General features: G+C 70.3%; 27 protein-coding genes. 15 read left to right on the plus strand and 12 right to left on the minus strand.

Annotation, left to right across the window (positions count from 1 at the left end; genetic code table 11):
- Positions 1–363: 363 nt before the first annotated feature.
- From H8R17_RS46610 to H8R17_RS11735, 3 genes are all read right to left on the minus strand, one after another.
- Positions 364–546, minus strand: coding sequence for a hypothetical protein (locus tag H8R17_RS46610; RefSeq protein WP_262505198.1), 183 nt, complete (start codon positions 544–546; stop codon positions 364–366).
- 123 nt (positions 547–669) lie between these two features.
- The gene (locus tag H8R17_RS46615) at positions 670–933 is read right to left on the minus strand and encodes a hypothetical protein (protein WP_262505199.1); all 264 of its coding nucleotides are present in this window, start codon (positions 931–933) and stop codon (positions 670–672) included.
- Positions 933–1,286 (minus strand): hypothetical protein, encoded by a 354-nt coding sequence (locus tag H8R17_RS11735; protein ID WP_262505200.1) that lies wholly within the window; start codon positions 1,284–1,286, stop codon positions 933–935. Before H8R17_RS11735 ends, H8R17_RS46615 begins: the two co-directional genes overlap by 1 nt.
- Positions 1,287–1,433: 147 nt before the next feature.
- Here H8R17_RS11735 and argC point away from each other — a divergent pair, with 147 nt between their 5' ends.
- The 5 genes from argC to H8R17_RS11760 all read left to right on the plus strand — a co-directional run bounded on the left by argC (position 1,434) and on the right by H8R17_RS11760 (position 6,356).
- A complete protein-coding gene (gene argC / locus H8R17_RS11740; RefSeq protein ID WP_187823100.1) occupies positions 1,434–2,462 on the plus strand; it encodes an N-acetyl-gamma-glutamyl-phosphate reductase in 1,029 nt (342 codons plus the stop codon).
- Positions 2,463–2,550: 88 nt separating this feature from the next.
- Positions 2,551–3,702, plus strand: a complete 1,152-nt coding sequence (gene argJ, locus H8R17_RS11745; RefSeq protein ID WP_187823101.1) for a bifunctional glutamate N-acetyltransferase/amino-acid acetyltransferase ArgJ — start codon at positions 2,551–2,553, stop codon at positions 3,700–3,702.
- On the plus strand, positions 3,699–4,598 hold the full coding sequence (gene argB / locus H8R17_RS11750) for an acetylglutamate kinase (RefSeq protein WP_187823102.1): 900 nt from the start codon (positions 3,699–3,701) through the stop codon (positions 4,596–4,598). Before argJ ends, argB begins: the two co-directional genes overlap by 4 nt.
- The gene (locus tag H8R17_RS11755) at positions 4,598–5,803 is read left to right on the plus strand and encodes an acetylornithine transaminase (protein ID WP_187823103.1); all 1,206 of its coding nucleotides are present in this window, start codon (positions 4,598–4,600) and stop codon (positions 5,801–5,803) included. The genes argB and H8R17_RS11755 overlap by 1 nt, the downstream gene beginning before the upstream one ends.
- 7 nt (positions 5,804–5,810) lie before the next feature.
- Complete coding sequence (locus H8R17_RS11760) at positions 5,811–6,356, plus strand: arginine repressor (protein ID WP_187823104.1); 546 nt, start codon at positions 5,811–5,813, stop codon at positions 6,354–6,356.
- Between the two features lie 82 nt (positions 6,357–6,438).
- On the opposite strand, the gene H8R17_RS11765 is transcribed toward H8R17_RS11760, so the two are convergent.
- From H8R17_RS11765 to H8R17_RS11785, 5 genes are all read right to left on the minus strand, one after another.
- Positions 6,439–7,239, minus strand: a complete 801-nt coding sequence (locus H8R17_RS11765) for an FAD:protein FMN transferase (RefSeq protein WP_316959377.1) — start codon at positions 7,237–7,239, stop codon at positions 6,439–6,441.
- Positions 7,232–7,993 carry an FMN-binding protein gene (locus H8R17_RS11770; protein ID WP_187823105.1) on the minus strand — a complete coding sequence of 254 codons (762 nt, stop codon included), beginning with the start codon at positions 7,991–7,993 and terminating at the stop codon, positions 7,232–7,234. Before H8R17_RS11770 ends, H8R17_RS11765 begins: the two co-directional genes overlap by 8 nt.
- Positions 7,994–8,024: 31 nt before the next feature.
- Positions 8,025–9,407 carry a ferric reductase-like transmembrane domain-containing protein gene (locus H8R17_RS11775; protein WP_187823106.1) on the minus strand — a complete coding sequence of 461 codons (1,383 nt, stop codon included), beginning with the start codon at positions 9,405–9,407 and terminating at the stop codon, positions 8,025–8,027.
- Positions 9,408–9,618: 211 nt separating this feature from the next.
- Positions 9,619–10,209, minus strand: coding sequence for a pyridoxamine 5'-phosphate oxidase family protein (locus tag H8R17_RS11780; protein WP_187823107.1), 591 nt, complete (start codon positions 10,207–10,209; stop codon positions 9,619–9,621).
- 148 nt (positions 10,210–10,357) lie between these two features.
- On the minus strand, positions 10,358–11,293 hold the full coding sequence (locus H8R17_RS11785; RefSeq protein WP_187823108.1) for a hypothetical protein: 936 nt from the start codon (positions 11,291–11,293) through the stop codon (positions 10,358–10,360).
- A 215-nt stretch (positions 11,294–11,508) separates the two neighbouring features.
- On the opposite strand from H8R17_RS11785, the gene H8R17_RS11790 reads away from it, so the two are divergent.
- From H8R17_RS11790 to H8R17_RS11805, 4 genes are all read left to right on the plus strand, one after another.
- A complete protein-coding gene (locus H8R17_RS11790) occupies positions 11,509–12,705 on the plus strand; it encodes an argininosuccinate synthase (RefSeq protein ID WP_187823109.1) in 1,197 nt (398 codons plus the stop codon).
- Between the two features lie 132 nt (positions 12,706–12,837).
- Entirely contained in the window at positions 12,838–14,268 is a 1,431-nt protein-coding gene (argH, locus tag H8R17_RS11795) for an argininosuccinate lyase (RefSeq protein WP_187823110.1), read from the plus strand.
- Between the two features lie 221 nt (positions 14,269–14,489).
- Positions 14,490–15,461 carry an aldo/keto reductase gene (locus H8R17_RS11800; protein ID WP_187823111.1) on the plus strand — a complete coding sequence of 324 codons (972 nt, stop codon included), beginning with the start codon at positions 14,490–14,492 and terminating at the stop codon, positions 15,459–15,461.
- Between the two features lie 188 nt (positions 15,462–15,649).
- Positions 15,650–15,988, plus strand: a complete 339-nt coding sequence (locus H8R17_RS11805) for a sensor histidine kinase (protein WP_262505201.1) — start codon at positions 15,650–15,652, stop codon at positions 15,986–15,988.
- On the opposite strand, the gene H8R17_RS11810 is transcribed toward H8R17_RS11805, so the two are convergent.
- Positions 15,924–16,598, minus strand: a complete 675-nt coding sequence (locus H8R17_RS11810) for a 1-acyl-sn-glycerol-3-phosphate acyltransferase (protein WP_187823112.1) — start codon at positions 16,596–16,598, stop codon at positions 15,924–15,926. The genes H8R17_RS11805 and H8R17_RS11810 overlap by 65 nt on opposite strands.
- A 357-nt stretch (positions 16,599–16,955) precedes the next feature.
- On the opposite strand from H8R17_RS11810, the gene H8R17_RS11815 reads away from it, so the two are divergent.
- The 3 genes from H8R17_RS11815 (at position 16,956) to H8R17_RS11825 (ending at position 19,313) form a co-directional block, all read left to right on the plus strand.
- On the plus strand, positions 16,956–18,125 hold the full coding sequence (locus H8R17_RS11815; protein ID WP_187823113.1) for a glycerophosphodiester phosphodiesterase: 1,170 nt from the start codon (positions 16,956–16,958) through the stop codon (positions 18,123–18,125).
- A gap of 138 nt (positions 18,126–18,263) precedes the next feature.
- Positions 18,264–18,758, plus strand: coding sequence for an RNA polymerase sigma factor (locus tag H8R17_RS11820; protein WP_187823114.1), 495 nt, complete (start codon positions 18,264–18,266; stop codon positions 18,756–18,758).
- Positions 18,759–18,815: 57 nt separating this feature from the next.
- Positions 18,816–19,313: a GNAT family N-acetyltransferase gene (locus H8R17_RS11825; RefSeq protein ID WP_187823208.1), complete on the plus strand. Its 498-nt coding sequence runs from the start codon at positions 18,816–18,818 to the stop codon at positions 19,311–19,313.
- Between the two features lie 93 nt (positions 19,314–19,406).
- Here the strand turns inward: H8R17_RS11825 and H8R17_RS11830 are convergent, their stop codons facing one another.
- Both H8R17_RS11830 and H8R17_RS11835 read right to left on the minus strand, forming a co-directional pair.
- Positions 19,407–19,841, minus strand: a complete 435-nt coding sequence (locus H8R17_RS11830) for a hypothetical protein (RefSeq protein ID WP_187823115.1) — start codon at positions 19,839–19,841, stop codon at positions 19,407–19,409.
- Entirely contained in the window at positions 19,822–20,181 is a 360-nt protein-coding gene (locus H8R17_RS11835) for a hypothetical protein (protein ID WP_187823116.1), read from the minus strand. The genes H8R17_RS11830 and H8R17_RS11835 overlap by 20 nt, the downstream gene beginning before the upstream one ends.
- Positions 20,182–20,251: 70 nt before the next feature.
- Here H8R17_RS11835 and H8R17_RS11840 point away from each other — a divergent pair, with 70 nt between their 5' ends.
- Positions 20,252–20,902, plus strand: a complete 651-nt coding sequence (locus tag H8R17_RS11840; RefSeq protein WP_187823117.1) for an HAD-IA family hydrolase — start codon at positions 20,252–20,254, stop codon at positions 20,900–20,902.
- 337 nt (positions 20,903–21,239) lie between these two features.
- Positions 21,240–22,286, plus strand: coding sequence for an ATP-binding cassette domain-containing protein (locus H8R17_RS11845; RefSeq protein WP_187823118.1), 1,047 nt, complete (start codon positions 21,240–21,242; stop codon positions 22,284–22,286).
- Here H8R17_RS11845 and H8R17_RS46620 read toward each other — a convergent pair.
- Positions 22,279–22,404: a hypothetical protein gene (locus H8R17_RS46620; protein WP_262505202.1), complete on the minus strand. Its 126-nt coding sequence runs from the start codon at positions 22,402–22,404 to the stop codon at positions 22,279–22,281. The genes H8R17_RS11845 and H8R17_RS46620 overlap by 8 nt on opposite strands.
- Before the next feature lie 171 nt (positions 22,405–22,575).
- On the opposite strand from H8R17_RS46620, the gene H8R17_RS11850 reads away from it, so the two are divergent.
- Complete coding sequence (locus H8R17_RS11850) at positions 22,576–23,211, plus strand: GNAT family N-acetyltransferase (RefSeq protein WP_187823119.1); 636 nt, start codon at positions 22,576–22,578, stop codon at positions 23,209–23,211.
- Positions 23,212–23,317 lie beyond the last annotated feature (106 nt).

Here is a 23,317-nt window from a genome sequence, read left to right on the forward strand (position 1 = left end):
AGCTGAATCATCGCAGGTCGGAAGCACCCTTCCTCCATGAAGTGACTGGCTGTCACTGAAGCTCCTGGTGCCGTGAATTCGTGAGGCTAGTGCCGTCTCCCGCCAGGCAGGAGGGCCCTGGCCGTCTGTCCCGTGAGCCGGGCGAATGTTTCGGTCTGAGGCTTGGGAAGGTCCAGCAGCAGAAGCAGATAGCTGACCAGGGATTCTCCGGACAGGGGTTCGAGACTCCGGGGCAGTGGATGCATGATGGCTCATCCGTCAGGCGCCTGCGCGGGCAGCCGGACCAGCGTCATCGAAGACGGTGTTCCGGGGGGCGTTTCGCCGGCGTGGTCTTCTTGTCGGCGGTCGGCTGGTCGGCCGGGATCACAGGCTCGTCCGGTGCCTGTTCGGCCGGAGCACGATCTCGTCCAGCAGGCTCTCGTCGATCAGTTCCTTCCCGGACTCCATGGCCTCTTGAGCGCCGTCTTCGAGTAGGCGTCCCAGCAGGCCGATGACACCGCCGGTGCGACGAATCAGGTACTCCGGCATGGTGCCGCCGGTGAGCATGCCCGCCTTCGCGTTGAGAAGTCGCAGGTGCTGCTCGACTCCTTCCAGGTGATCGACGAAGGCCTGGATCTGCTTCGGGGTGATGTAGCGGAAACGGTCGATCTCGATGAGCTCGAAGCGGTGCTAGGTCTGGGTGATCTCCAAGCCGTGGATGCGGGTCGACTCCAGCGGAGGCATCTCCCCCTGCCGGGTCTTCTTGTTCCACGTGGCCTCGCGAAGCGGCCCGGTTCCGGAGATGTTGACGCCGGTCAGGATCAGGGTGACGTCCAGGCTCATGAAGGCCCGCATCAGGTCGAGGACGTCCTGGTCGTCGGCCCGGTGCATCCGCAGTCGGCTGATGTCGTCCAGGATTAGCGCTTCGACGCCGTGGTCGTGGAGGGCCGCCATCACGCCGTCCAGATCAGCGAGCTGTCGCGCAAGGGACTGCCCAGGTCAACGCCGAGCTCGTGTTGCCAGAGCAGCCGGACGATGTTCGCCTGGCCAGCAGAAGGCACGCTGGTCGCATCGGCCGGCTCGGAGAACGTCATCACCCGCCCCTGCTGCCCGCCGATAGTGGTGAGCAGCTGGTCGCGCATGCCGAGCAGGTCCCTCGCCGGCCGCCGGCGCGAGGACAGGTGATCAAGGACGCTCCAGACATGTGGGCGCCAGCCTGCGACCACTGAGTACCGCCAGCCGCAGGCGGCCGCCACTTCCCTGGCCGCCGCGAACTTCAGCGCGTCCTCTTCCTTGATCAGCTTCATCGGGCGGACGTCGAGCGGCCACATCCCGCCGCCGAAGTGCCAGGCCTGCCCACCCGCATGCTCGAAGTCCAGCCGGAACGGCTGCGACAGCAGGATTGCATAAACGTGCAGCGATGCGTATAGTCATGCCATCGAGGAGGAGGGTTCATGGCTGTACGTGCGGCAGTGGCCGGAGCGAGCGGATACGCGGGCGGAGAGCTGCTGCGTCTGCTCCTGGCGCACCCCGGGATCGAGATCGGCACCCTGACCGGCAACTCCAACGCGGGACAGCGGCTCGGCGCGCTCCAGCCGCATCTGCTGCCGCTGGCCGACCGGGTGCTCGACCAGACCACCCCCGACGTCCTCGCCGGGCACGACGTCGTCTTCCTCGCCCTGCCGCACGGGCAGTCCGCCGCCGTCGCCGAGCAGCTCGGGCCGGACGTCCTGGTCGTCGACATGGGCGCCGACTTCCGGCTCAAGGACGCCGCCGACTGGGAGAAGTTCTACGGCTCCCCGCACGCCGGCACCTGGCCGTACGGCCTCCCCGAACTGCCGGGCGCCCGCGCTGCGCTGGAGGGGTCCAAGCGCATCGCGGTGCCCGGTTGCTACCCCACCGCCGTCTCGCTCGCCCTCTTCCCGGCCTACGCCGCCGGTCTCGCCGAGCCCGAGGCGGTGATCGTCGCCGCGTCCGGCACGTCCGGCGCGGGCAAGGCGCCCAAGCCGAACCTGCTGGGCAGCGAGGTCATGGGCTCGATGTCGCCGTACGGCGTCGGCGGCGGCCACCGGCACACGCCCGAGATGATCCAGAACCTCGGCGCGGTCGCGGGGGAGCCCGTGCGCGTCTCCTTCACGCCGACCCTCGCGCCGATGCCCCGCGGCATCCTCGCCACGTGCAGCGCCGCCGCGCAGGAGGGCGTCACCGCCGAGTCCGTCCGCGCCGCCTACGACAAGGCCTTCAGCGACGAACCGTTTGTGCACCTGCTCCCCGAGGGGCAGTGGCCGGCCACGGCGTCCGTCTACGGTTCCAACGCCGTTCAGGTGCAGGTCGCGTACGACGAGTCGGCGGGCCGCATCATCGCGATCAGCGCCATCGACAACCTGACCAAGGGCACCGCGGGCGGTGCCGTCCAGTCCATGAACATCGCCCTGGGATTCGACGAGTCCACCGGGCTTTCCACGATCGGTATCGCACCGTGAGCGACGCACGTGCAGCCGCCGGGCTGCAGACGACGACGAAAGCCGCACCTCTGCGCTGCACGGGCGGAGAAGCGAACAAGGAGATGCAGTGAGTGTCACGGCAGCCAAAGGGTTCACGGCGGCGGGCATCGCCGCCGGGATCAAGGAGAACGGCAACCCGGACCTGGCCCTCGTGGTCAACAACGGGCCCCGCCGCGCCGCCGCGGGCGTCTTCACCGCCAACCGCGTCAAGGCCGCGCCGGTCCTGTGGTCCGAGCAGGTGCTGAAGAGCGGTCAGGTCTCCGCCGTCGTCCTCAACTCCGGCGGCGCCAACGCCTGTACGGGTCCGAAGGGCTTCCAGGACACCCACGCCACCGCCGAGAAGACCGCCGAGATGCTCGGACGTGGCGCCATCGAGGTCGCCGTCTGCTCCACCGGCCTCATCGGTGTGCTGCTGCCCATGGACAAGCTGCTCCCCGGTGTCGAGACCGCCGCCGCCCAGCTCTCCGAGCACGGCGGCGAGAAGGCGGCCATCGCCATCAAGACCACCGACACCGTCCACAAGACGTCCGTCGTGACCAAGGGCGGCTGGACCGTCGGCGGCATGGCCAAGGGCGCGGGCATGCTCGCCCCCGGACTCGCCACCATGCTCGTCGTCCTCACCACCGACGCCGACCTCGACGACGAGACCCTCGACCGGGCGCTGCGCGCGGCCACCCGGGTCACCTTCGACCGGGTCGACTCCGACGGCTGCATGTCCACCAACGACACCGTGCTGCTGCTCGCCTCCGGAGCCTGCGAAGTCACCCCGGAGTACGCGGAGTTCGCCGAGGCCGTACGGACCGTCTGCGACGACCTCGGCCAGCAGCTGATCCGCGACGCCGAGGGCGCCGGCAAGGACATCAAGGTCGAGGTGATCAACGCCGCGACCGAGGACGACGCCGTCGAGGTGGGCCGCTCCATCGCCCGCAACAACCTCCTCAAGTGCGCGGTCCACGGCGAGGACCCCAACTGGGGCCGTGTTCTGTCCGCCATCGGCACCACGCAGGCCGCCTTCGAGCCCGACCGGCTGAACGTCGCCATCAACGGCGTCTGGGTCTGCAAGAACGGCGGAGTGGGTGAGGACCGCGAGAAGGTCGATATGCGCTACCGCGAGGTCCACATCGTCGCCGACCTCGCCGCGGGCGACGAGACCGCGACGATCTGGACCAACGACCTGACCGCCGACTACGTCCACGAGAACAGCGCCTATTCCTCATGAGCACTACGCGTAAGCACACCGCGCTCCCCAAGGCGCAGATCCTCATCGAGGCGCTGCCCTGGCTGGTCCGGCACAACGGCAAGACCGTCGTCATCAAGTTCGGCGGCAACGCCATGGTCGACGAGGACCTGAAGCGCGCGTTCGCCCAGGACGTGGTGTTCCTGCACCACGCCGGCCTCAAGCCGGTCGTCGTGCACGGCGGCGGCCCGCAGATCAGCCGGGCGCTCGACAAACACGGCATCGTCAGCGAGTTCAAGGCCGGCCTGCGCGTCACCACCGAGGACGCCATGGACGTCGTACGCATGGTGCTCGCCGGACAGGTGCAGCGCGAGCTGGTCGGGCTGCTCAACCAGCACGGGCCGCTCGCCGTGGGCCTCACCGGCGAGGACGCGCACACCATCACCGCCACCAAGCACCAGCCGCAGATCGACGGAGAACTGGTCGACATCGGGCGGGTGGGCGAGATCACCGACATCGACACGGGCGCGATCGAGGCGCTGCTGGCCGACGGACGGATCCCGGTCGTCTCGTCGATCGCCCGTTCCGAGGACGATCATCATGTCTACAACGTCAATGCTGATACGGCGGCTGCGGCACTCGCTGCTGCGCTGGGCGCCGAAACCCTCATGGTCCTCACGGATGTCGAGGGCCTCTACGAGGACTGGCCGAACAGCGACGAGGTGATCAGCCGCCTCACCGCTTCCCAACTGGAGGAGCTGCTGCCGGACCTGGCATCCGGCATGGTGCCGAAGATGGAGGGCTGCCTGCACGCCGTACGGGGCGGCGTCACCACCGCCCGCGTCATCGACGGCCGGGTCCAGCACTCGATCCTGCTGGAGATCTTCACCGACGAGGGCATCGGCACGATGGTCGTGCCGGACGAACAGGGGGAGTAGTGAGCAACGAGGAACTGACCGCGCGGTGGCAGGGCGCGCTCATGAACAACTACGGCACCCCGCGGCTGCCCCTCGTGCGCGGCGAGGGCGCCAAGCTGTGGGATGCCGACGGCAAGGAGTACCTCGACTTCGTGGGCGGCATCGCGGTCAACGCCCTCGGCCACGCCCACCCGGCGGTCGTGGAGGCGGTCAGCGGGCAGATCGCCTCGCTGGGGCACGTCTCCAACCTGTTCATCGCCGAGCCGCCCGTCGCGCTCGCCGAACGGCTCCTCGAGCGCTTCGGGCGCGACGGCAAGGTGTACTTCTGCAACTCCGGCGCCGAGGCCAACGAGGGCGCCTTCAAGATCGGCCGGCTGACCGGGCGCACCCACATGGTCGCCACCGACGGCGGCTTCCACGGCCGTACGATGGGCGCCCTCGCGCTCACCGGGCAGCCCGGCAAGCAGGAGCCGTTCCGGCCGCTGCCCGGCGACGTCACGCATGTGCCGTACGGCGACGCGCAGGCGCTGGCCGCCGCGGTCACCGAGGAGACGGCGCTGGTGATCATCGAGCCGATCCAGGGCGAGAACGGCGTCGTGGTGCCCCCGGCCGGCTATCTGAAGGCCGCCCGCGCCATCACGGCCAACGCGGGTGCGCTGCTGGTCCTGGACGAGGTGCAGACCGGCGTCGGGCGCACCGGGCACTGGTTCGAGTACCAGGCGCACGAGGGTGTCCTGCCGGATGTCGTCACGCTCGCCAAGGGGCTCGGTGGCGGGCTGCCGCTGGGCGCGACGGTGGCGTTCGGGCGGGCGGCCGAGCTGCTCCAGCCCGGACACCACGGCACGACCTTCGGCGGCAACCCCGTCGCCTGCGCCGCCGGCCTCGCCGTGCTCGACACGATCGCGAACGAGGGGCTGCTGGAGAACGTCAAGCGGCAGGGCGAGAAGCTGCGCGGCGGAATCGAGGCGCTCGACCACCGGCTGATCGGTTCTGTCCGGGGCACGGGGCTCCTGCTGGGTATCGTGCTGACCGAGCCGCTGGCGCCCAAGGTGCAGCAGGCGGCTCAGGACGCCGGATTCCTGGTGAACGTGCCCGCCCCCGATGTCGTACGGCTCATGCCACCGCTGAATCTCGGCGACGGCGCGGTGGACGCGTTCGTCGGCGCGCTGCCCGGCATCCTTGACCAGGCCGCCGAGGCCGACGGGGACGGACGAGCCGGAGAATGAGACGACGATGAGCCAGCCGCAGGATCACGGGCACAACGGGGTCGGCGGGCCTGCCGTGCCGCAGACCCGCACCGCGCGCCACCGCCGGATCGTGGACATCCTCAACCGAGAACCTGTGCGGTCGCAGAGCCAGTTGGCGAAGCTGCTCGCGGATGACGGGCTGAGTGTCACGCAGGCCACGCTTTCCCGGGACCTGGACGAGCTGAACGCGGTGAAGATCCGCAACGCCGACGGTGATTTGATCTACGCGGTGCCGAGTGAGGGTGGGTTCCGTACGCCTCGCGCTCCTCTGGGTGGGTCCGCGAAGGAGGAGCGGATGCGGCGGCTGTCTCAGGAGTTGCTGATCTCTGCGGAGGCTTCGGCGAATCTGGTGGTGTTGCGGACGCCGCCGGGTGCTGCGCAGTTCTTGGCCTCGGCGATTGATCAGGCCGAGCTGCACGACATTCTGGGGACGATCGCCGGTGACGACACGTTGCTGTTGATCAGTCGGCAGCCGGATGGGGGACAGGCGCTGGCCGAGCATTTGCTGCGGTTGGCTCAGAACGGCCACTGAGTGGGGCGATGAGTGTGGTGTGCCGGGTGCGGGTTGTGTGGGGTTGATCGCGCAGTTCCCCGCGCCCCTTAGGTCGGACCAGTCACCCGAGTCGAGAAGCCAGGTCTCCCGTGCATCTCACCTCGTCGCCTGCTGTGATGAGCAGGGCTTCTACGTCCGGCAGGGACTCCAGCCATGCCAGGCCCTCTCGGGCGCCCATGGCGAAGGCTGCCGTGGCCCAGCAGTCGGCCCAGGTGAGGCGGGGGGCCACTACCGTTACGGCGACCAGGTCGGTGACCGCCGAGCGGCCGGTGCGGGGGTCGACTATGTGCGCGCCCCGTTCAGCCGTGCCGGACGTGGCCACGGCCAGTTCGTCGGTGCCGGCCGCCGAGACCACCGCGGCGAGGCCGCCTGGGCGCAGCGGGTCGCAGACGCCCACGCGCCAGGGGCGCCCGGGGCCGGGGGTGCCCAGGAGCTGGACGTCGCCGCCGCCGTTGACGCTCACGCCGGTCGCGCCGGACGCCGCGAGGAGGCGGGCCGCGCGTTCCACGGCCCAGCCCTTGACGATGCCGGTCGGGTCGAGGCGGCCCTCGTACGTCGTGCTGAACCAGCCGTCGCTCACCCGCTCCGCTTCGGCTGCCAGCTCCAGTACCTCCGCGACCTCGGCGTCGCACTCCTCGACGGTCAGCTCACCGCGCGCCAGCCGGGAGATCTGGCTGTCGTCGCGGTAGGTGCTGAACACCTCGTCGACCCGGTGCAGCCCGGCGATCGCCTGGTCGAGCGCCGCCCGGACGGCACCGGGTTCCCCGCCGCGGACGTCGACGGAGAAGACGGTCCCCATCGCCTCCTCCGCATGACGTACCGCGGCGGGAGCCTGTGCGGAGTCGGCCACCGTGTCAGCCACCGGCCTGGTCCAGGGCCGACTGCAGGGACTCCTTGTACCCGTTGCTCGTGTACGTCGCCCCGGACACCGCGTCGATGTCCGCGCTGCCGGTCGCCACCGCCGCCTGGTTGAGGCGGGGGACGGCCAGTTCGGTCTTCTGGGTGCTGGTGCCGCCCTGGGGGGCCCGCACCGTCTCCGCCTTGGTGACCTTGCCGCCGCTGACGGTGATGCGGACCTGGACGGGGCCGTACTGGGTCTGCGCGACGCTGCCGGTGACGGTGCGCGCCTGGGCACTGCCGCCGCCCGCGCCCTGTCCGGAGCCGCCCGCGGCCTTCATCTTGTCCAGGGCCGACTGCATGGACTGCTTGTAGCCGCTGCTGGTGTAGGTGGCCCCGGACACCGCGTCGATGTCGGCGCTGCCGGTGGCCATGGCGGCCTGGTTGAGGCGGGGGATGGCGAGCTCGGTCTTCTGGGTGCTGGTGCCGCCCTGGGGGGCCTGCACCGCCTCCGCCTTGGTGATCTTGCCGCCGTTCATGGTCAGGCGGACCTGGACCGGACCGTACTGGGTCTGGGCCGCGTCGCCGGTGACCGTGCCGCTGCCGGCGGCCTGGGCGCCGCCCTGCGGCTGCTCCGCCGCAACGGGCGGGGCGGCACCGCCTGCCGCCGAGGCGCCGCCCGGGTCGGAGGCGGGCTTCAGCGACAGCAGCAGCACGATCCCGGACACGGTGGCGGCGCTGGCGAGCACGACGCGCCGGACGGGGTGACTCTTCCTCATGACTTTCCTCAAGCTCCTGATGTCCCGTCGCTCACATCTCGAACGACTCGTGATGGATCCGGCGGGCGGGCACACCCGCCCCGCGCAGTGCCTCGTACACCGACTGCGCGAAGCCGGGCGGACCGCACATGAACACGTCGTGCCGATCGACATCCGGGATCTTCCGGCGCAGGCTCTCCGCCGAGATGTCGGGGCGTTCGCCCTCGGGGCTGTTCACCGCGTACATCAGCCGGGCGCCCCGCTCGTCGGCGATCTTGGCGAGTTCGTCCCACAGAGCCAGGTCCTGGGTGCTGTTGGCCCGGTAGAGCAGGGTGATGTCACCGGATGCGCCGGGCAGCGTCTCGAACAGGGCCCGCATCGGGGTGATCCCGACGCCGCCCGCGACCAGCAGCACCTTGCCGCGGCTGCGCCTGGACGCGGTCAGGGCACCGTACGGCCCCTCGGCCCACACGCGCGTGCCGGGCGTCAGCTCGCGCAGCCGGGAGCTGTGGTCGCCGATCGCCTTGACCGTGATCCGCAGCATGCCGGGGCGGGGCGCCGCCGACAGCGAGTACGGGTGGGAGCTGAACCGCATGCCCGGCGCCAGGAACCGCCACCGGAAGAACTGCCCGGCCTCGGCGCCCATGCGGTGCAGCTTGCGCCCGCCGATGAGCACCGACACGATCCCAGGCGTCTCCTCGATCACCGCCTCGACCCGCATGCGGTGCCGCAGGTTCAGCCGGATCGGGGTCAGGATCCGGTACCAGACCACCAGCGCGGTCACCGCTCCGTACAGCACGTACCAGAACGTCTTGGCGGTGGGCTGCACGGCGAACTCGTTGCCGGTGGTGATCTGGTGCCAGAACGTCAGGAACACCGACGCGTACGTGAGCAGGTGCACGTGGTACCAGGTGTCGTACCCGATGCGGCGGCGGACGCCGCCGATCGACATGAGCCCGATGAGGAACAGCAGGCCGGTGCCGATGGCGGCCTTGCCCATGTCCGGCAGCGTGTTGATGGACTCGATCGTCTGCTGGACGACGCCGCCGAGGGTCTTGCCGGCCTGCAGGGCGTAGCCCCACATGATGAGGAAGACGTGGGCGATGACCAGGCAGAGCGTGTACCGGCCGGACATGGCGTGCCAGCGGGCGACCCGGTCGGAGCCCACCCGGCGTTCCAGGGCGGGCACGCGGGCCATCTGCAGCACCACGAGCGCCATCAGATAGCCGGCGAGCAGCCCGGTGATCCGGCCCGCGGCCAGGATCCTGCTCGTGTTGTCCGCGAGGGACGGCGTGTTGTCCCACCACAACCACAGCACGCCCACCGCGCCCGCCCCGACGGCGAGCAGCAACGGAACAGCAGGGGAGCGGCGCGGACGTATCCGGCGCATCGTCTGACGACGGGCGGCACGGCCGCCCGCGAGCGTGGTCGTCACGGTTCCTCCGTGGGGACAGGACCCTTGGCCCGACGGGACCCTTGGGCCCTCAGATACGTGCGGAGACGTGAGAGTGTTCAGCGCCGGATGAGTCGACCCCCTCAGGGTCCCGGGGCCGTATCAATGTGCGGTTCCACCGCGTGGGCGCGACCAGCCACAGACGACAGTCAGCCGCGCACCAACCCACACCCCTACGGTGAACAGGCGGACGTCACCGACCCGGAGTTGGAGGCAACGGCAACGGCAACCCCGGCAGCCCGTCCAGGCTCGTGGCAACGTGATCCTTCTTCGCGAAGTACGCACTCAGCGACTCGTCGTCCTCGCGCGCGAACCGCTTCCCGTGCAGGTCGCGATCCTCCTCGTACGCCATGAACGGCACCCCGTACCCACAGGTGTCCCGAATGAGCTCGGCCGTCAAGACGATGATCGCCCGCAGCCCGTGCGGCGCCGGATCGATGCCCGGGAACCGGGACAGCAGCTCCCCGAACCGCGGATCGTCCCGGAACACCGGCTCCCCGCGCCCATGTACCCGCACGATGTTCGGCGGGCCCTGAAACGCACACCACATCAGCGTGATCCGCCCGTTCTCCCGCAGATGCGCGACCGTCTCGGCATTGGACCCGGCGAAGTCGAGATACGCCACCGTCAGTTCGTCGAGCACGGCGAAGGAACCCTTGAGTCCCTTGGGTGAGAGATTGACCGTGCCGTCCGCGGAGAGGGGAGCGGTGGCGGTGAAGAAGACCGGCTGGGACTCGATGAAGCCGCGGAGTCTGCCGTCGATGCGCTCGTAAGTCTTTCCCATGTCTAACGATTATGAGCGCAAGTCTTTCGGCTGTCTAAGGAATACTGCCCTCCGGTCGTGGACCCACACAGGTCCACGACCGAGGGGCGCCGGCTTCCGTGGCTACCCCGGCCGACGCTCTCACGGGGCGGCCACAGCGCCTGTCACGTCACTTGGTGAGCGTGCAGGCGGCCAGGGAGTCCAGGCCGGAGGGCCGCTCGGCGGTGCGGCCGATCGACGTGGCGATGCGGTTGAGGGCCGCGACGCGCTTGTCCTCCAGCGGGCCGAGGATGGCGTTCTGCACGAAGTTGGGCCCGCCCTGACCGACGGTGTCGACGAGGCGCTGGTTGGCCTCCTGGACCTGGGTGTCGAGCTGGGCGAGGTTGCGGTCGACCTCGGCCTGCGCGGACGCCGGCACCTCGGGCAGCTGGGAGGCGACGTCGGGGCAGCTGATCGTGCCGGCGCCACCGGCCTGGCCCGCGCCCTCCCCGGCGCCCTCCTCCGCTCCGGCCCCGGCGCCCGCACCGGCCTCACCGCCGCCCGCCTCGGCGCCGGCGTCACCACCGGCACCGGCCTCGCCGCCCGCACCTGCACCGGCCTCGCCGCCCGCACCGGCCTCACCGCCGGCCTCCTCGCCGGCGCCCCCGCCGTCGGCCTCGAGCGTGCACGGCGCGGCCGCTTCGAGCCCCTCCGGCTTCTCGGCGGCCCGCCCGATGGCCGTCTCGATGCGGTTGAGGGCGGCGACGCGCTTGTCCTCCAGCGGGCCGAGGATGGCGTTCTGGACGAAGTTGGGCCCGCCCTGGCCGACGGTGTCGACGAGGCGCTGGTTGGCCTCGTCGATCTGCGTCTGGAGCTGGGCGAGGTTGCGGTCGACCTCGGCCTGCGCGGACGCCGGGATCTCCGGCAGCTGGGCGGTGACGTCCGGGCACGAGATGGTGCCGGGGCCCGCCAGTGTCCGGGCGTTCGCGCCGCCGCTCTTCGAAGACTGGGCCGGCTCCCCGGCGAGGGCGAAGCCGGCGATCACCGTGCCGGACAGCGCCACCGCCGCAGCGCCGCCGATGAGCGTGACGCGGCGCTTGTGGTACTTCGGAAGAGCCCTGGACATGCGGATGCCTCACAAGGGGTCGGGGATGTCTTCGGTTGACAAACGCGGCGCCTGCGTTCGGCGAGAGGTACGAGAGAGCGATTTCTCGCGTTCAACCGATCATGAAATTGCCGTGGGCATGGCCGAAACCCCGTGCCTCACCCACCCCGATTGACGAATCATACGGACTACTGCATACTCATGCAGGTCAGTGAATGCAGTGTGAGGAGAAACCCGTGACCGAGCGCGTCGTACTCGCCTACTCGGGCGGTCTGGACACCTCCGTCGCCATCGGCTGGATCGCCGAGGAGACGGGCGCCGAGGTCATCGCCGTCGCGGTGGACGTCGGCCAGGGCGGCGAGGACCTGGACGTCATCCGCAAGCGCGCCCTCGCCTGCGGTGCCGTCGAGGCCGAGGTCGCGGACGCCAGGGACGAGTTCGCCGAGGAGTACTGCCTTCCGGCGATCAAGGCCAACGCCCTCTACATGGACCGATATCCGCTGGTCTCGGCGCTCTCCCGGCCCACGATCGTCAAGCACCTCGTCGCCGCAGCCGAGAAGCACGGCGCCACCACGGTCGCCCACGGCTGCACCGGCAAGGGCAACGACCAGGTCCGCTTCGAGGCCGGCATCGTCGCCCTCGCCCCCGGCCTGAAGTGCATCGCCCCGGTCCGCGACTACGCCATGACCCGCGACAAGGCCATCGCCTTCTGCGAGGACAAGGGCCTGCCGATCGCGACCACCAAGAAGTCCCCGTACTCCATCGACCAGAACGTCTTCGGCCGCGCCATCGAGACCGGCTTCCTCGAGGACATCTGGAACGCCCCGATCGAGGACATCTACGAGTACACCCAGAACCCGGCCGTCCAGCGTGACCCCGACGAGGTGATCATCACCTTCAAGGCGGGCGTCCCGGTCGCGATCGACGGCAGGCCCGTCACCGTCCTGCAGGCCATCCAGCAGCTCAACGAGCGCGCGGGCGCCCAGGGCGTCGGCCGGATCGACATGGTCGAGGACCGGCTCGTCGGCATCAAGTCCCGTGAGGTGTACGAGGCTCCGGGCGCCATCGCCCTGATCACCGCCCACCAGGAGCTGGAGAACGTCACCGTCGAGCGCGAACTCGCCCGCTACAAGCGTCAGGTCGAGCAGCGCTGGAGCGAACTCGTCTACGACGGCCTGTGGTTCTCCCCGCTCAAGCGCGCCCTGGACGGCTTCGTCGACGAGGCCGGCCAGCACGTCTCCGGCGACGTCCGGATGACCCTGCACGGCGGCCGCGCGGTCGTCACCGGCCGCCGGTCCGAGCAGTCGCTGTACGACTTCAACCTCGCGACCTACGACACGGGCGACACGTTCGACCAGTCCGCCGCCAGGGGCTTCATCGACATCTACAGCATGTCGTCGAAGATCGCCGCGCAGCGTCAGTCGCGGGCGTAGCCCGACGGGACCTCGCCCAACCGATAGCGTGAGCACCGCCTCCCCGTCCGTACGCGGTGGGGAGGCGGTGGCCGGGGGTCTGGGGGCATCCCCCAGATAACACAGTCAGACTCTCCCGAGGAGCACAGGCAAGTGAGCAGCAACAGCGGTGACGTACGGCTCTGGGGCGGCCGTTTCGCCGACGGTCCCGCCGAGGCCCTGGCCAAGCTGTCCGCGTCCGTCCACTTCGACTGGCGGCTCGCGCCGTACGACATCGCCGGTTCGCGTGCCCACGCGCGCGTGCTGCACAAGGCCGGACTGCTCACCGACGACGAGCTGACCCGGATGATCGCCGGGCTCGACCGGCTCGAAGCGGATGTCGCCGACGGCTCCTTCGTGGGCACCATCGCCGACGAGGACGTGCACACCGCCCTGGAGCGCGGCCTGCTGGAGCGGCTCGGCCCCGACCTCGGCGGCAAGCTGCGCGCGGGACGCTCGCGCAACGACCAGGTCGCGACCCTCTTCCGCATGTACCTGCGCGACCACGCCCGCACCATCGGCGGCCTGATCGCCGACCTCCAGGACGCGCTGATCGGCCTCGCCGAGGCCCACCCGGACGTGGCGATGCCCGGCCGCACACATCTCCAGCACGCCCAGCCGGTGCTCTTCGCCCACCACGTGCTCGCCCACGTCCAGGCCCTGTCCCGGGACGCGGAGCGGCTGCGCCAGTGGGACGAGCGGACGGCCGTGTCGCCGTACGGCTCGGGCGCGCTGGCCGGTTCGTCGCTGGGTCTGGACCCCGAGGCGGTGGCCGGGGACCTGGGCTTCGAGCACGGCAGCTCGGGCAACTCCATCGACGGCACGGCCTCCCGCGACTTCGTCGCCGAGTTCGCCTTCGTCACCGCGATGATCGGCGTGAACGTCTCCCGGATCGCCGAGGAGATCATCATCTGGAACACGAAGGAGTTCTCCTTCGTGACCCTGCACGACGCGTTCTCGACGGGCTCGTCGATCATGCCGCAGAAGAAGAACCCGGACATCGCCGAGCTGGCGCGCGGCAAGTCGGGCCGGCTGATCGGCAACCTGACCGGCCTGATGGCGACGCTCAAGGCGCTGCCCCTCGCCTACAACCGTGACCTCCAGGAGGACAAGGAGCCGGTCTTTGACTCCATCGACCAGCTGGAGGTCCTGCTGCCGGCCTTCACCGGGATGATGGCCACGCTCAGCGTCCACCGCGAGCGCATGGCGGAGCTGGCCCCGGCCGGGTTCTCGCTCGCCACCGACATCGCCGAGTGGCTGGTCAAGCAGGGAGTGCCGTTCCGGGTCGCGCACGAGGTGGCCGGTGAGTGCGTGAAGGTCGCCGAGGCCAAGGGCAAGGAACTGGACGAGCTGACCGACGAGCAGTTCGCGAAGATCTCCGCGCACCTGACCCCCGAGGTGCGGACGGTCTTGAACGTGCCGGGCGCCCTCGCCTCCCGCAACGGCCGCGGCGGTACGGCGCCCAGCGCGGTCGCCGTACAGCTCGCGGAGGTCAAGGCGGACGTGGCGACCCAGCACGAGTGGGCTACTGCCAAGCAGCGGTAAGCGGCTTGAGAACGCCGGTTCAGTCTGTTTCAGCCCGTCCCGAGTTCGAGGACGAGGCCGTTCAGGCCGAAGGGGTCTGGGGGCGCAGCCCGGCGGGGGTCCGGGGCGGCGCCCCGGGATGGGACGGGTAAGGGCGGGGGCGAGGACCTGCGCGTGCGGCGGGCGTGTCACGGGTTACGTTGGTCGGGAGCCGTACCGGAGCCGACCGATCGGAGCCCGCGATGCCCTTCGCCCGTCTCGCCTCGGCGACGACGCCCACGTGCCACATCGGCCTGGGCCTCGCCGCCCTCGGACGCCCCGGCTACATCAACCTCGGACGGGACGAGGATCTCCCGGCCGACCGCAGCGTCGACGCCCTGCGCACCCGCACCCACGAAGTCCTCGACGCCGCCTACGCCCAGGGCGTCCGCTACTTCGACGCCGCCCGCTCCTACGGCCGCTCGGAGGAGTTCCTCGCCGACTGGCTGAAGCCCCGCCCCGAGATCGACGACATCGTCGTCGGCAGCAAATGGGGCTACACCTACACCGCCGACTGGTCCACCGACGCCGAACAGCACGAGGTAAAGGACCACAGCCTCGCCGCATACGAGCGGCAGCGCGCCGAGACCGACGCCCTGCTCGGCGACCGGCTCGATCTCTACCAGATCCACTCGGTGACCCCGGACAGCCCGGCCCTCACGGACAAGGACCTCCACGGCAGGCTGGCGGAAGCGGCCGCGGCGGGAGTGACCCTCGGCTTCTCCACCAGCGGCCCCGCCCAGGCCGACGCCATCCGGGCCGCGCTCGCCGTGACCGTCGACGGCGAGCCCCTCTTCCGTACCGTGCAGTCGACGTACAACGCGCTGGAGATCTCCGCCGGCCCCGCGCTCGCCGAGGCGCACGACGCCGGGCTCACGGTGATCGTCAAGGAGGGCATGGCCAACGGCCGGCTCGCGGAGCCGCACGCGCCGGACGCCCTCAAGGCCGTCGCCGAGGAGACCGGCCTCGGCTGCGACGCCGTCGCCCTCGCCCTGATCCTGCGGCAGCCCTGGGCCGGCGTCGTCCTCTCCGGCGCCGCGACCGTCACCCAGCTCGCCTCCAACCTCCACGCGGCGGTCGTCGACCTCTCCGACGACCACCTCGACCGGCTCGCCACGCTGACCGAGGAACCGCACGCGTACTGGGAGCGGCGCGGGCAGCTGCCCTGGCACTGAACACGCGGAACACCTACCGAGTGCCTCACCCTGCACCGCCGCCTCGTCACCGGCCTGACCGTCATCGGCGACCACGACGCCCTGCGCCGCGCCGTCGGCAATCTGCTCTCCAACGCCGTACGGCTCGCCCCGGTCGGCACCCGCATCACCGTCCGAACGGCAGGGACGGCTCCTGGCCGTGGACGGCCATGCGGGGCGAGGGACCCGGCATCCTGGACGACGACCAGGCCCGGGTCTTCGGCCGGTTCTGGCGGGCCAGGGCGCAGGGCGGCGGCCGCGACCGGCACGCCGGGCTCGGTCTCGCCATCGTCCGGCAGATCGTGGAGTCGCACGGCGGACAGGTCCGGCTGTTCTCCCGGGTGGGGGAGGGCTCGACGTTGGTTCCCTGCGCCCGGCGACGAACACACCAACGGCGGGCCGCCCGAAGAGCAACCCGCCGTATGAATGGCCGTTCGAGAGGGCCTACGCGGCCTTCTTCGCCTTCGTGGCGTACATGTCCACGTACTCCTGCCCGGACAGCCGCATGACCTCGGTCATCACCGAGTCCGTCACGGCCCGCAGCACATAGCGGTCGCGGTCCATGCCCTCGTACCGGGAGAACTCCATCGCCTCGCCGAAGCGGACCGTGACCCGCCCGGGCCGCGGGATGCCCCGGCCGCCCGGCTGGAGCTTGTCCGTGCCGATCATCGCGAACGGAACGACGGGCGCGCCGGTCATCAGGGTGAGCCGGGCGATGCCGGTGCGGCCGCGGTACAGGCGGCCGTCGGGGGAGCGGGTGCCCTCCGGGTAGATGCCGAACATCTTGCCCTCCTCCAGCACCCGGCGCCCGGTCATCAGCGCCGCCACCCCGCCGTTCGCGCCGTCCCGGTCCACCGGGATCATGCCGACGCCGGTGAAGAACCAGGCCATCAGCCGCCCCTTGAGGCCCTTGCCGGTGACGTACTCGTCCTTGCCGATGAAGAACACCTGCCGCCTGGTCACCAGCGGCAGCACGATGGAGTCGATGAAGGTCAGGTGGTTGCCGGCCAGGATCACCGGACCGTCGCCCGGGATGTGCTCCGCGCCCTCCACCTGAGGGCGGAACATCAGGCGCATGACCGGTCCGAGCACTGCCTTGATGAGCGCGAAGCGGGACAACGGGCCCTCCGGTGTCGACGGGTGCGGGTATAAGTCTGTGCAGGTGAGGACATTACTCGCGCCCTGGGGGGTCTCGCACATCGGGTCACCGAGGTCTTACGTACTGTTGACGCGGGTTTACCTGCGGTGGCGCCGTGCCAGCCGCGGTTAACGTGCCCGCCATGATGTGACGGACGTTGCGTCCGGGGCATGCCGGACGACTTCCCAGGAAACCCGCCCCGAATCCGACGGACCGTCACCTCACCGTCCCCGTACGACATCCGGCGTCACCCGGGTGTTCCGCGAGAGGTCTCCCGTCCGTCATGGACGCGCCCGTACGATCGGCGCGCACCAACGACGGAACGGCAGGAGGGGCTCATGGGCACGCAGGAGTCGAACGAGCAGGCGGGCGGCGGCACCGGACGGCGGGCACTGCTCGGCGCGGCCGTGCTCGGCGCGGGCGGAGCGGTGCTCGGGCTGAGCGGCACGGCGAGAGCCGCCGGTGCCCGGCACGGGGGCGGCGGGCTGAAGAGCCTGCCCGTGCCGACGGTCATCGGGCACCGCGGGGCCAGCGGCTACCGCCCGGAGCACACCTTCGGCTCGTACGAGCTGGCCCTGGACATGGGTGCCGACATCGTCGAGGCCGGGGACCTCGTGCCCACCAAGGACGGCCACCTCGTCTGCCGTCACGAGCCCGAGATCGGCCAGACGACCGATGTCGCCGACCACCCCGAGTTCGCCGACCGCAAGCGCACCAAAGTCCTCGACGGCGTGTCCACCACGGGCTGGTTCACCGAGGACTTCACGCTCGCCGAGCTGAAGACGCTGCGCGCGGTCGAGCGCATCCCGGCCAACCGGCCGCACAACACGCTCTACAACGGCCGCTGGGAGATCCCCGCCTTCGAAGAGGTCCTGAAGTGGCAGGACGAGCAGACCCGCAAGCGCGGCAGGCAGGTGTGGATCTACCCCGAGACCAAGCACCCCACCTACTTCCGCAAGCTGGGCCTCGGCCTGGAGGAGCGGGTCGCCAAGCTGCTGCGCAAGTACGGCAAGGACAAGCGGACCTCGCCGGTCATCCTGCAGTCCTTCGAGCCGACCAGCATCCAGCGCCTGAACACCCTCGTCGACAACCCCCTCGCGGTGCTGCTGTCCGCCGCGGGCGACCGCCCCTGGGACTTCGTCGAGTCGGGCGACCCGCGCACGGTCGCCGACCTGATCACACCCAGGGGCCTCAGGGAGATCGCCGGCTACGCGCAGGGCATCGGCCCGACCCTCGACCTGATCGTCCCGCGCGACTCGGGCGGCAGGCTCACCGAGCCGACCACGCTCGTCCGCGACGCGCACAAGGTGGGCCTGGTCCTGCACCCCTGGACCATGCGCAACGAGAACCCCTTCCTGCCCGCGGACTTCCGCAAGGGCACCGACGCGGACGCCTACGGCGACGTCTTCGGCGCCTTCAAGACGTACTTCGCCACCGGCATCGACGGCGTCTTCACCGACAACCCGGACACCGGCCTGCTGGCCCGAGAGGACTTCCTCAACAGCTGAGGTCAATGACCGAGGTCAATGACCGAGGTCAATGACTGACGTCAACCACTGACGTCAACCGCTGAGCCACCGGCCCCGGATGGGGTGACCTTCGGCCGCCCGGGCAACCACCGCCCGGGCGGCCGCGTCGTTGTGCATATGACGCACGACCTGGTCACTGCCTTGCGCCCGTTGCTCACCGCCGAGGCCTCGGCCGAGGCATATGCCGCCGGAACCGAGCCGGGCGACCTGGAACAGGCCGTCTGGCTCCGCCTCCTGGAACGCCTCGACGCCCAGGACCCGCCGCGCGACCCCGAGGGCTGGCTGCGCCGCGCCGTCCGCACCGAGGCCCGCCGCACCCGCCGTACCGCCCGTCTGGAAAGGCCGTACGACATCGAGCCCGCCGACGATGCCGACCGCGACCCGGAACACCTCGCCCTGGCCGCCGCCCGCCGCCGTGCCCTGCGCGCGGCAGTGCGCCGCCTCCCCGGCCGCTGCCCCCGGCTGATGGAGGCGCTGCTCTCCGAACAGGACCTGACATACAGGGAAATCGCAGGGGAGTTGGGTATGTCACAGGGCAGTCTCGGCCCGGAACGTTCCAGATGCCTGGGATGTCTGCGTCGATTGCTCACACTGGAGGTTGCGGGTCGCTGAGGACGGGGATAGGAGTGAGGGACGACAGGTGATCAGGTGAGCGGGAGGCGTGCGCACATGGGCATGAGCGTGACCATCTCTGCGGCGGCCGAGCAGGACGCGGAGCAGATCTTCAAGCTGCAGTACCTGTGCTTCCAGAGCGAGGCGGCACTGTACGGCAACTACCGCATAGACCCGCTGGTGCAGAGCCTGGACTCGGTCCGTGCGGAAGTGGTGAACGACTGTGTCTTCGTGGCCCGCCTCGGCGACGAGGTCGTCGGCTCCGTCCGCGGCCGGATCACGGACGACGGCGCCGCCTCCATCGGCAAGCTCTGCGTCCACCCCCGCCTCCAGGGCCACGGCATCGGCGCGAGGCTGCTCCGCGCGGCCGAGTCCGCCCTGGCCGAGGAACGCGGCGCCAAGAAGTTCCGCCTCCACACCGGCCACCGCAGCGAGGGCAGCCTGCGCCTGTACCGCAAGGTGGGCTACGAAACGGTAGGCACCGCAGAGGGCTCGGACGGTGTACCCATGATTGTCCTGGAAAAGCTCGCCGGGACATACGCAGCTACGGCGTGAGGGCCAACCTCAGGGGCGCGGGGCTGTATCGATATGCGGCTCCGCCGCGTGGGCGCGACAAGCCACAACGAATCCGCAGCCGCCTGACAAACCTCAGGCGGCATCCCCCTGCCGCGCCCGCGACTTGCGCAGCCAGTAAATCGCCGAAAGCGGCAACAACACGGGAATGAACAGGTACCCCATCCCGTAGTCCGACCACACAGTCGCATCAGGAAACGCAGACGGCTCGGCCAGCGTCCACGTACCGACCGTCAACACCCCCGCCAACTCGGCGACACAGCACACCAACGCCGCCTTCCGCGCCGTCTCCCCACCCCGCACCAGCGAGTACGTGATGAACCCGTACACCACCCCCGCAACCGCGGACAGCGAATAAGCCAGCGGCGCCTTGTCGAACTCGGTCGCGATCTGGAACACAGACCGCGACACGGCCCCGACGACCATCACGCCGTACAGCCACACCAGCAGCATCCCGGGCCCACTGATCAGCCGTGACCTGGCCGCCACCTCAGCCTCCCCAGATGTCATAGAGCCGCACCTCCAATACGGCCAGCACCACCCCGCCGGCGGCGACCGTCACCGACCCCCACCGCGTCCGCTCGGCCAGCGACATGAACCCGGCCGCCGGCACACACGCGAACGCGCCCAGCAGATACGCCACGAAGATCGTCGTCCCCTGCACCGGCTTCTCGCCCCGCGCCAACTGCACGATCCCGATCACCAACTGCACCAGCGCCAGTACCGACACCACGGCCATCCCGATGAAGTGCCAGTCCTTCGTCGGCTGATCACGGTACGCCGCCCAGCCGCACCAGGCGGCGAGCAGCAGCGCGGCGACGCCGGTCGCCAGCGTCAGGGCATCAACCATGGCAGTGACCTTATTACGGCCGAGATGGCCCGACGCGGCCGACCCCGCCGTGCCCCGTAGGGTCGAGGGCATGAAGATCCACGCGCAGGCCCTCCTGTTCGACAACGACGGCACCCTCGTCTCCTCCCTGGACTCCGTACACCGCTGCTGGACACGGTGGGCCGCGGAGCACGGCATTACCGCCGAGGAGTTCGCCCGCGTCGAACTGCACGGGCGGCCGGCCGCCGAGATAGCCGCCGACCTGCTGCCCGCCGACGTCGTACCGCGGGCCGTCGCGCGGATCGAGACGCTGGAGGTGGAGGACGTACCCAACGGGGGCGTGCACCTGCTGCCCGGCACGAAGGACTTGCTCGACGCGCTGCCCGCCGACCGCTGGGCCGTCGTCACCTCCGCCAGCCGGCGCCTGGCCGAGGCCCGCCTCGACGCCGTCGGCATCCTGCCCAAGACCCTCGTCGCCGCCGACGACGTCACGCGCGGCAAGCCCGACCCCGAGCCGTACCTGCTCGCCGCCCGCGCCCTGGGCGTCGACCCGGCCCACTGTGTCGTCTTCGAGGACGCCCCCGCGGGGCTCGCGGCCGGCCGCGCCGCCGGGATGACCACCGTGGCATTGACCACAACCCACCGGGCCGACGAGCTCGACGCCGATCTGGTCGTGGCCGACCTGTCGGCCCTGTCCGCACTGGTCACGGACGCGGGAGTGGAGATCTTCGTCCGCGGCTGACCCCGCCCGCACCGCTGTCCACGGCTGTCCAGCATGCGGACAGCGGCGCTTTGGCAGGACCGTACGCATGTTTTACTGATCGTATGACCACGACGAGCGACCGCATCCCTGCGACCGAGGCGACCATGGCGCCCGGTGCTCGTTGTCTGTGCCGAATGTGCGCCTTCTAGAGGCCCCCGCGCCACGCCTGAGCCTCGCGCCCCGAAGCGAGGCGCTGTGGCACGTCCGTACGCCGCGCGCCGTACCTGACGTCCGAAGCCACTGCCCGCACATGTTCTTCCCGCACCCGTGCCGGGGCACATCCACGCCCGCACCCTCGATCGTGACGGAAACCCACGTGATCACCACTTCGGGCCTGACGAAAATCTACCGGGCTCACCGCTCCCGCGGCCGCGAGGTCACCGCCCTCGACGGCGTCGACCTGCACGTCCGCGAAGGCGAGGTGTACGGCGTCACAGGCCAGTCCGGCGCCGGCAAGTCCTCGCTCATCCGCTGCATCAACCTCCTGGAACGCCCCACTTCCGGCACCGTGACCGTCGACGGACAGGACCTCACCGCCCTGGCCGGCCGCGGCCCGCGCGCCGGCCGGGAACTGCGCCGGGCGCGCGGCCGTATCGGCATGGTGTTCCAGCACTTCAACCTGCTGTCCTCGCGGACCGTGCAGGACAACGTCGAACTGCCGCTGGAGATCCTCGGGAAGTCCGGCAAGGAGCGCTCCCGCAAGGCGCTCGAACTGCTCGACCTGGTGGGGCTGGCGGACAAGGCCAAGGCCTGTCCCGCGCAGCTCTCCGGCGGCCAGAAGCAGCGCGTCGGCATCGCCCGCGCGCTGGCCGGCGACCCCAAGGTGCTGCTGTCCGACGAGGCCACCAGCGCCCTCGACCCGGAGACCACCCGCTCGATCCTCCAACTCCTGCGCGACCTCAACCGCCGGCTGGGACTCACGGTCCTGCTCATCACCCACGAGATGGACGTCGTGAAGTCGATCTGCGACTCGGCCGCCCTCATGGACGAGGGCCGCATCGTCGAGTCCGGCACGGTCAGCGAACTCCTCGCGACCCCGGGCTCCGAACTGGCCGCCGCGCTGCTCCCGGTCGGCGGCGAGGCCTCCGGCGACGACCGCACCGTCCTCGACGTCACCTTCCAGGGCGAGAGCGCGACCCAGCCGGTCATCTCCCAGCTGGCGCGCACCTACAACATCGACATATCGATCCTCGGCGCCGCCCTCGACACCGTCGGCGGCCTCCAGATCGGCCGCATGCGTCTCGAACTGCCCGGCCGCTACGAGGACAACGTCGTACCGGTCGGCTTCCTGCGCGAACAGGGGCTGCACATCGACGTCGTCGACGGGGAACGCCCCGCGCTGGTCAAGGAGGGCGTCAGGTGACCTGGACTGGTCCACCCTGATCGCCGTCCTCGCCGTCCTCGCCGTCCTCGCCGGTCTCCCGGTCGGCATCCTGCTCGTCCTCACCGACCAGGGCGGCCTGCCGCAGAACACCGTGCAAAGTACGCCGGATCCGTGATCGCCTCCTTCTGAGGCCGTGACGGCGTACGCCACGCACAGGGTCCGCTCCCTCACTTGGAGTGGACCCGGTTGTGCGGATCAGTGCTTTCATGCTGCATGCTGGGCAGTTCAGCAGGTCCCTGACGGTTTCCCGAAGGTTACGGAGTGGCGCATGACTAGCACCTTCCCCAACGTCTCCATCAGTACGGAGCGGTTGGTACTGCGCCCCTTCGAGGAGGCGGACACGGAGGCGCTCGCCGAGATGATGAACGACGAACTCGTCACCGCCTGGACCTCCGTGCCGCAGCCCTACACCGAGGACCACGCGCACGCGTGGATCACCGACCTCGCCCCGGCCGAACGCGCCGAGGGCCGCGGCATCGTCTTCGCCGTCGACGAGTTCCTCACCCAGCGCCTGGTCGGCATCGTGCACCTGAAGAACACCGACTGGCGCGCCCGCTCCAGCGAGATCGCCTACGTCATCGCCCCCTGGGCCCGCGGCGAGGGCTATGCCTCCGAGGCCGCCCTCGCCACCGCGCAGTGGCTCTTCCACGACCAGAAGTTCGAGCGCCTCGAACTGCGCACCGCTGCCGACAACACCGCCTCGCAGCAGGTGGCCCAGAAGATCGGCTGTATCAGCGAGGGCGTCCTGCGCGGCGCCTGGATAGCGCGCGCCCGGACCGAGACGGGCGCGTGGGCCGACGTACGCACCGACCTCATCGTCTGGAGCCTGCTCCCCGAGGATCTGGAGGGCGTCGGCGAGCAGCTGGCCGACACGGGTTTCACCTCGTTCTCCGACTGGAACTGACGCCACGGCGGAGGAACGCCGCCACCGCCGGACGCCTCCACCAGGTACCCTCACGGAGCCCGCCCCCTGGGCGGCCCTCACACGACCTGCGCAAACTCCCTGGAGA

Source organism: Streptomyces sp. TRM68367, assembly GCF_014495685.1.
Lineage (GTDB): Bacteria > Actinomycetota > Actinomycetes > Streptomycetales > Streptomycetaceae > Streptomyces.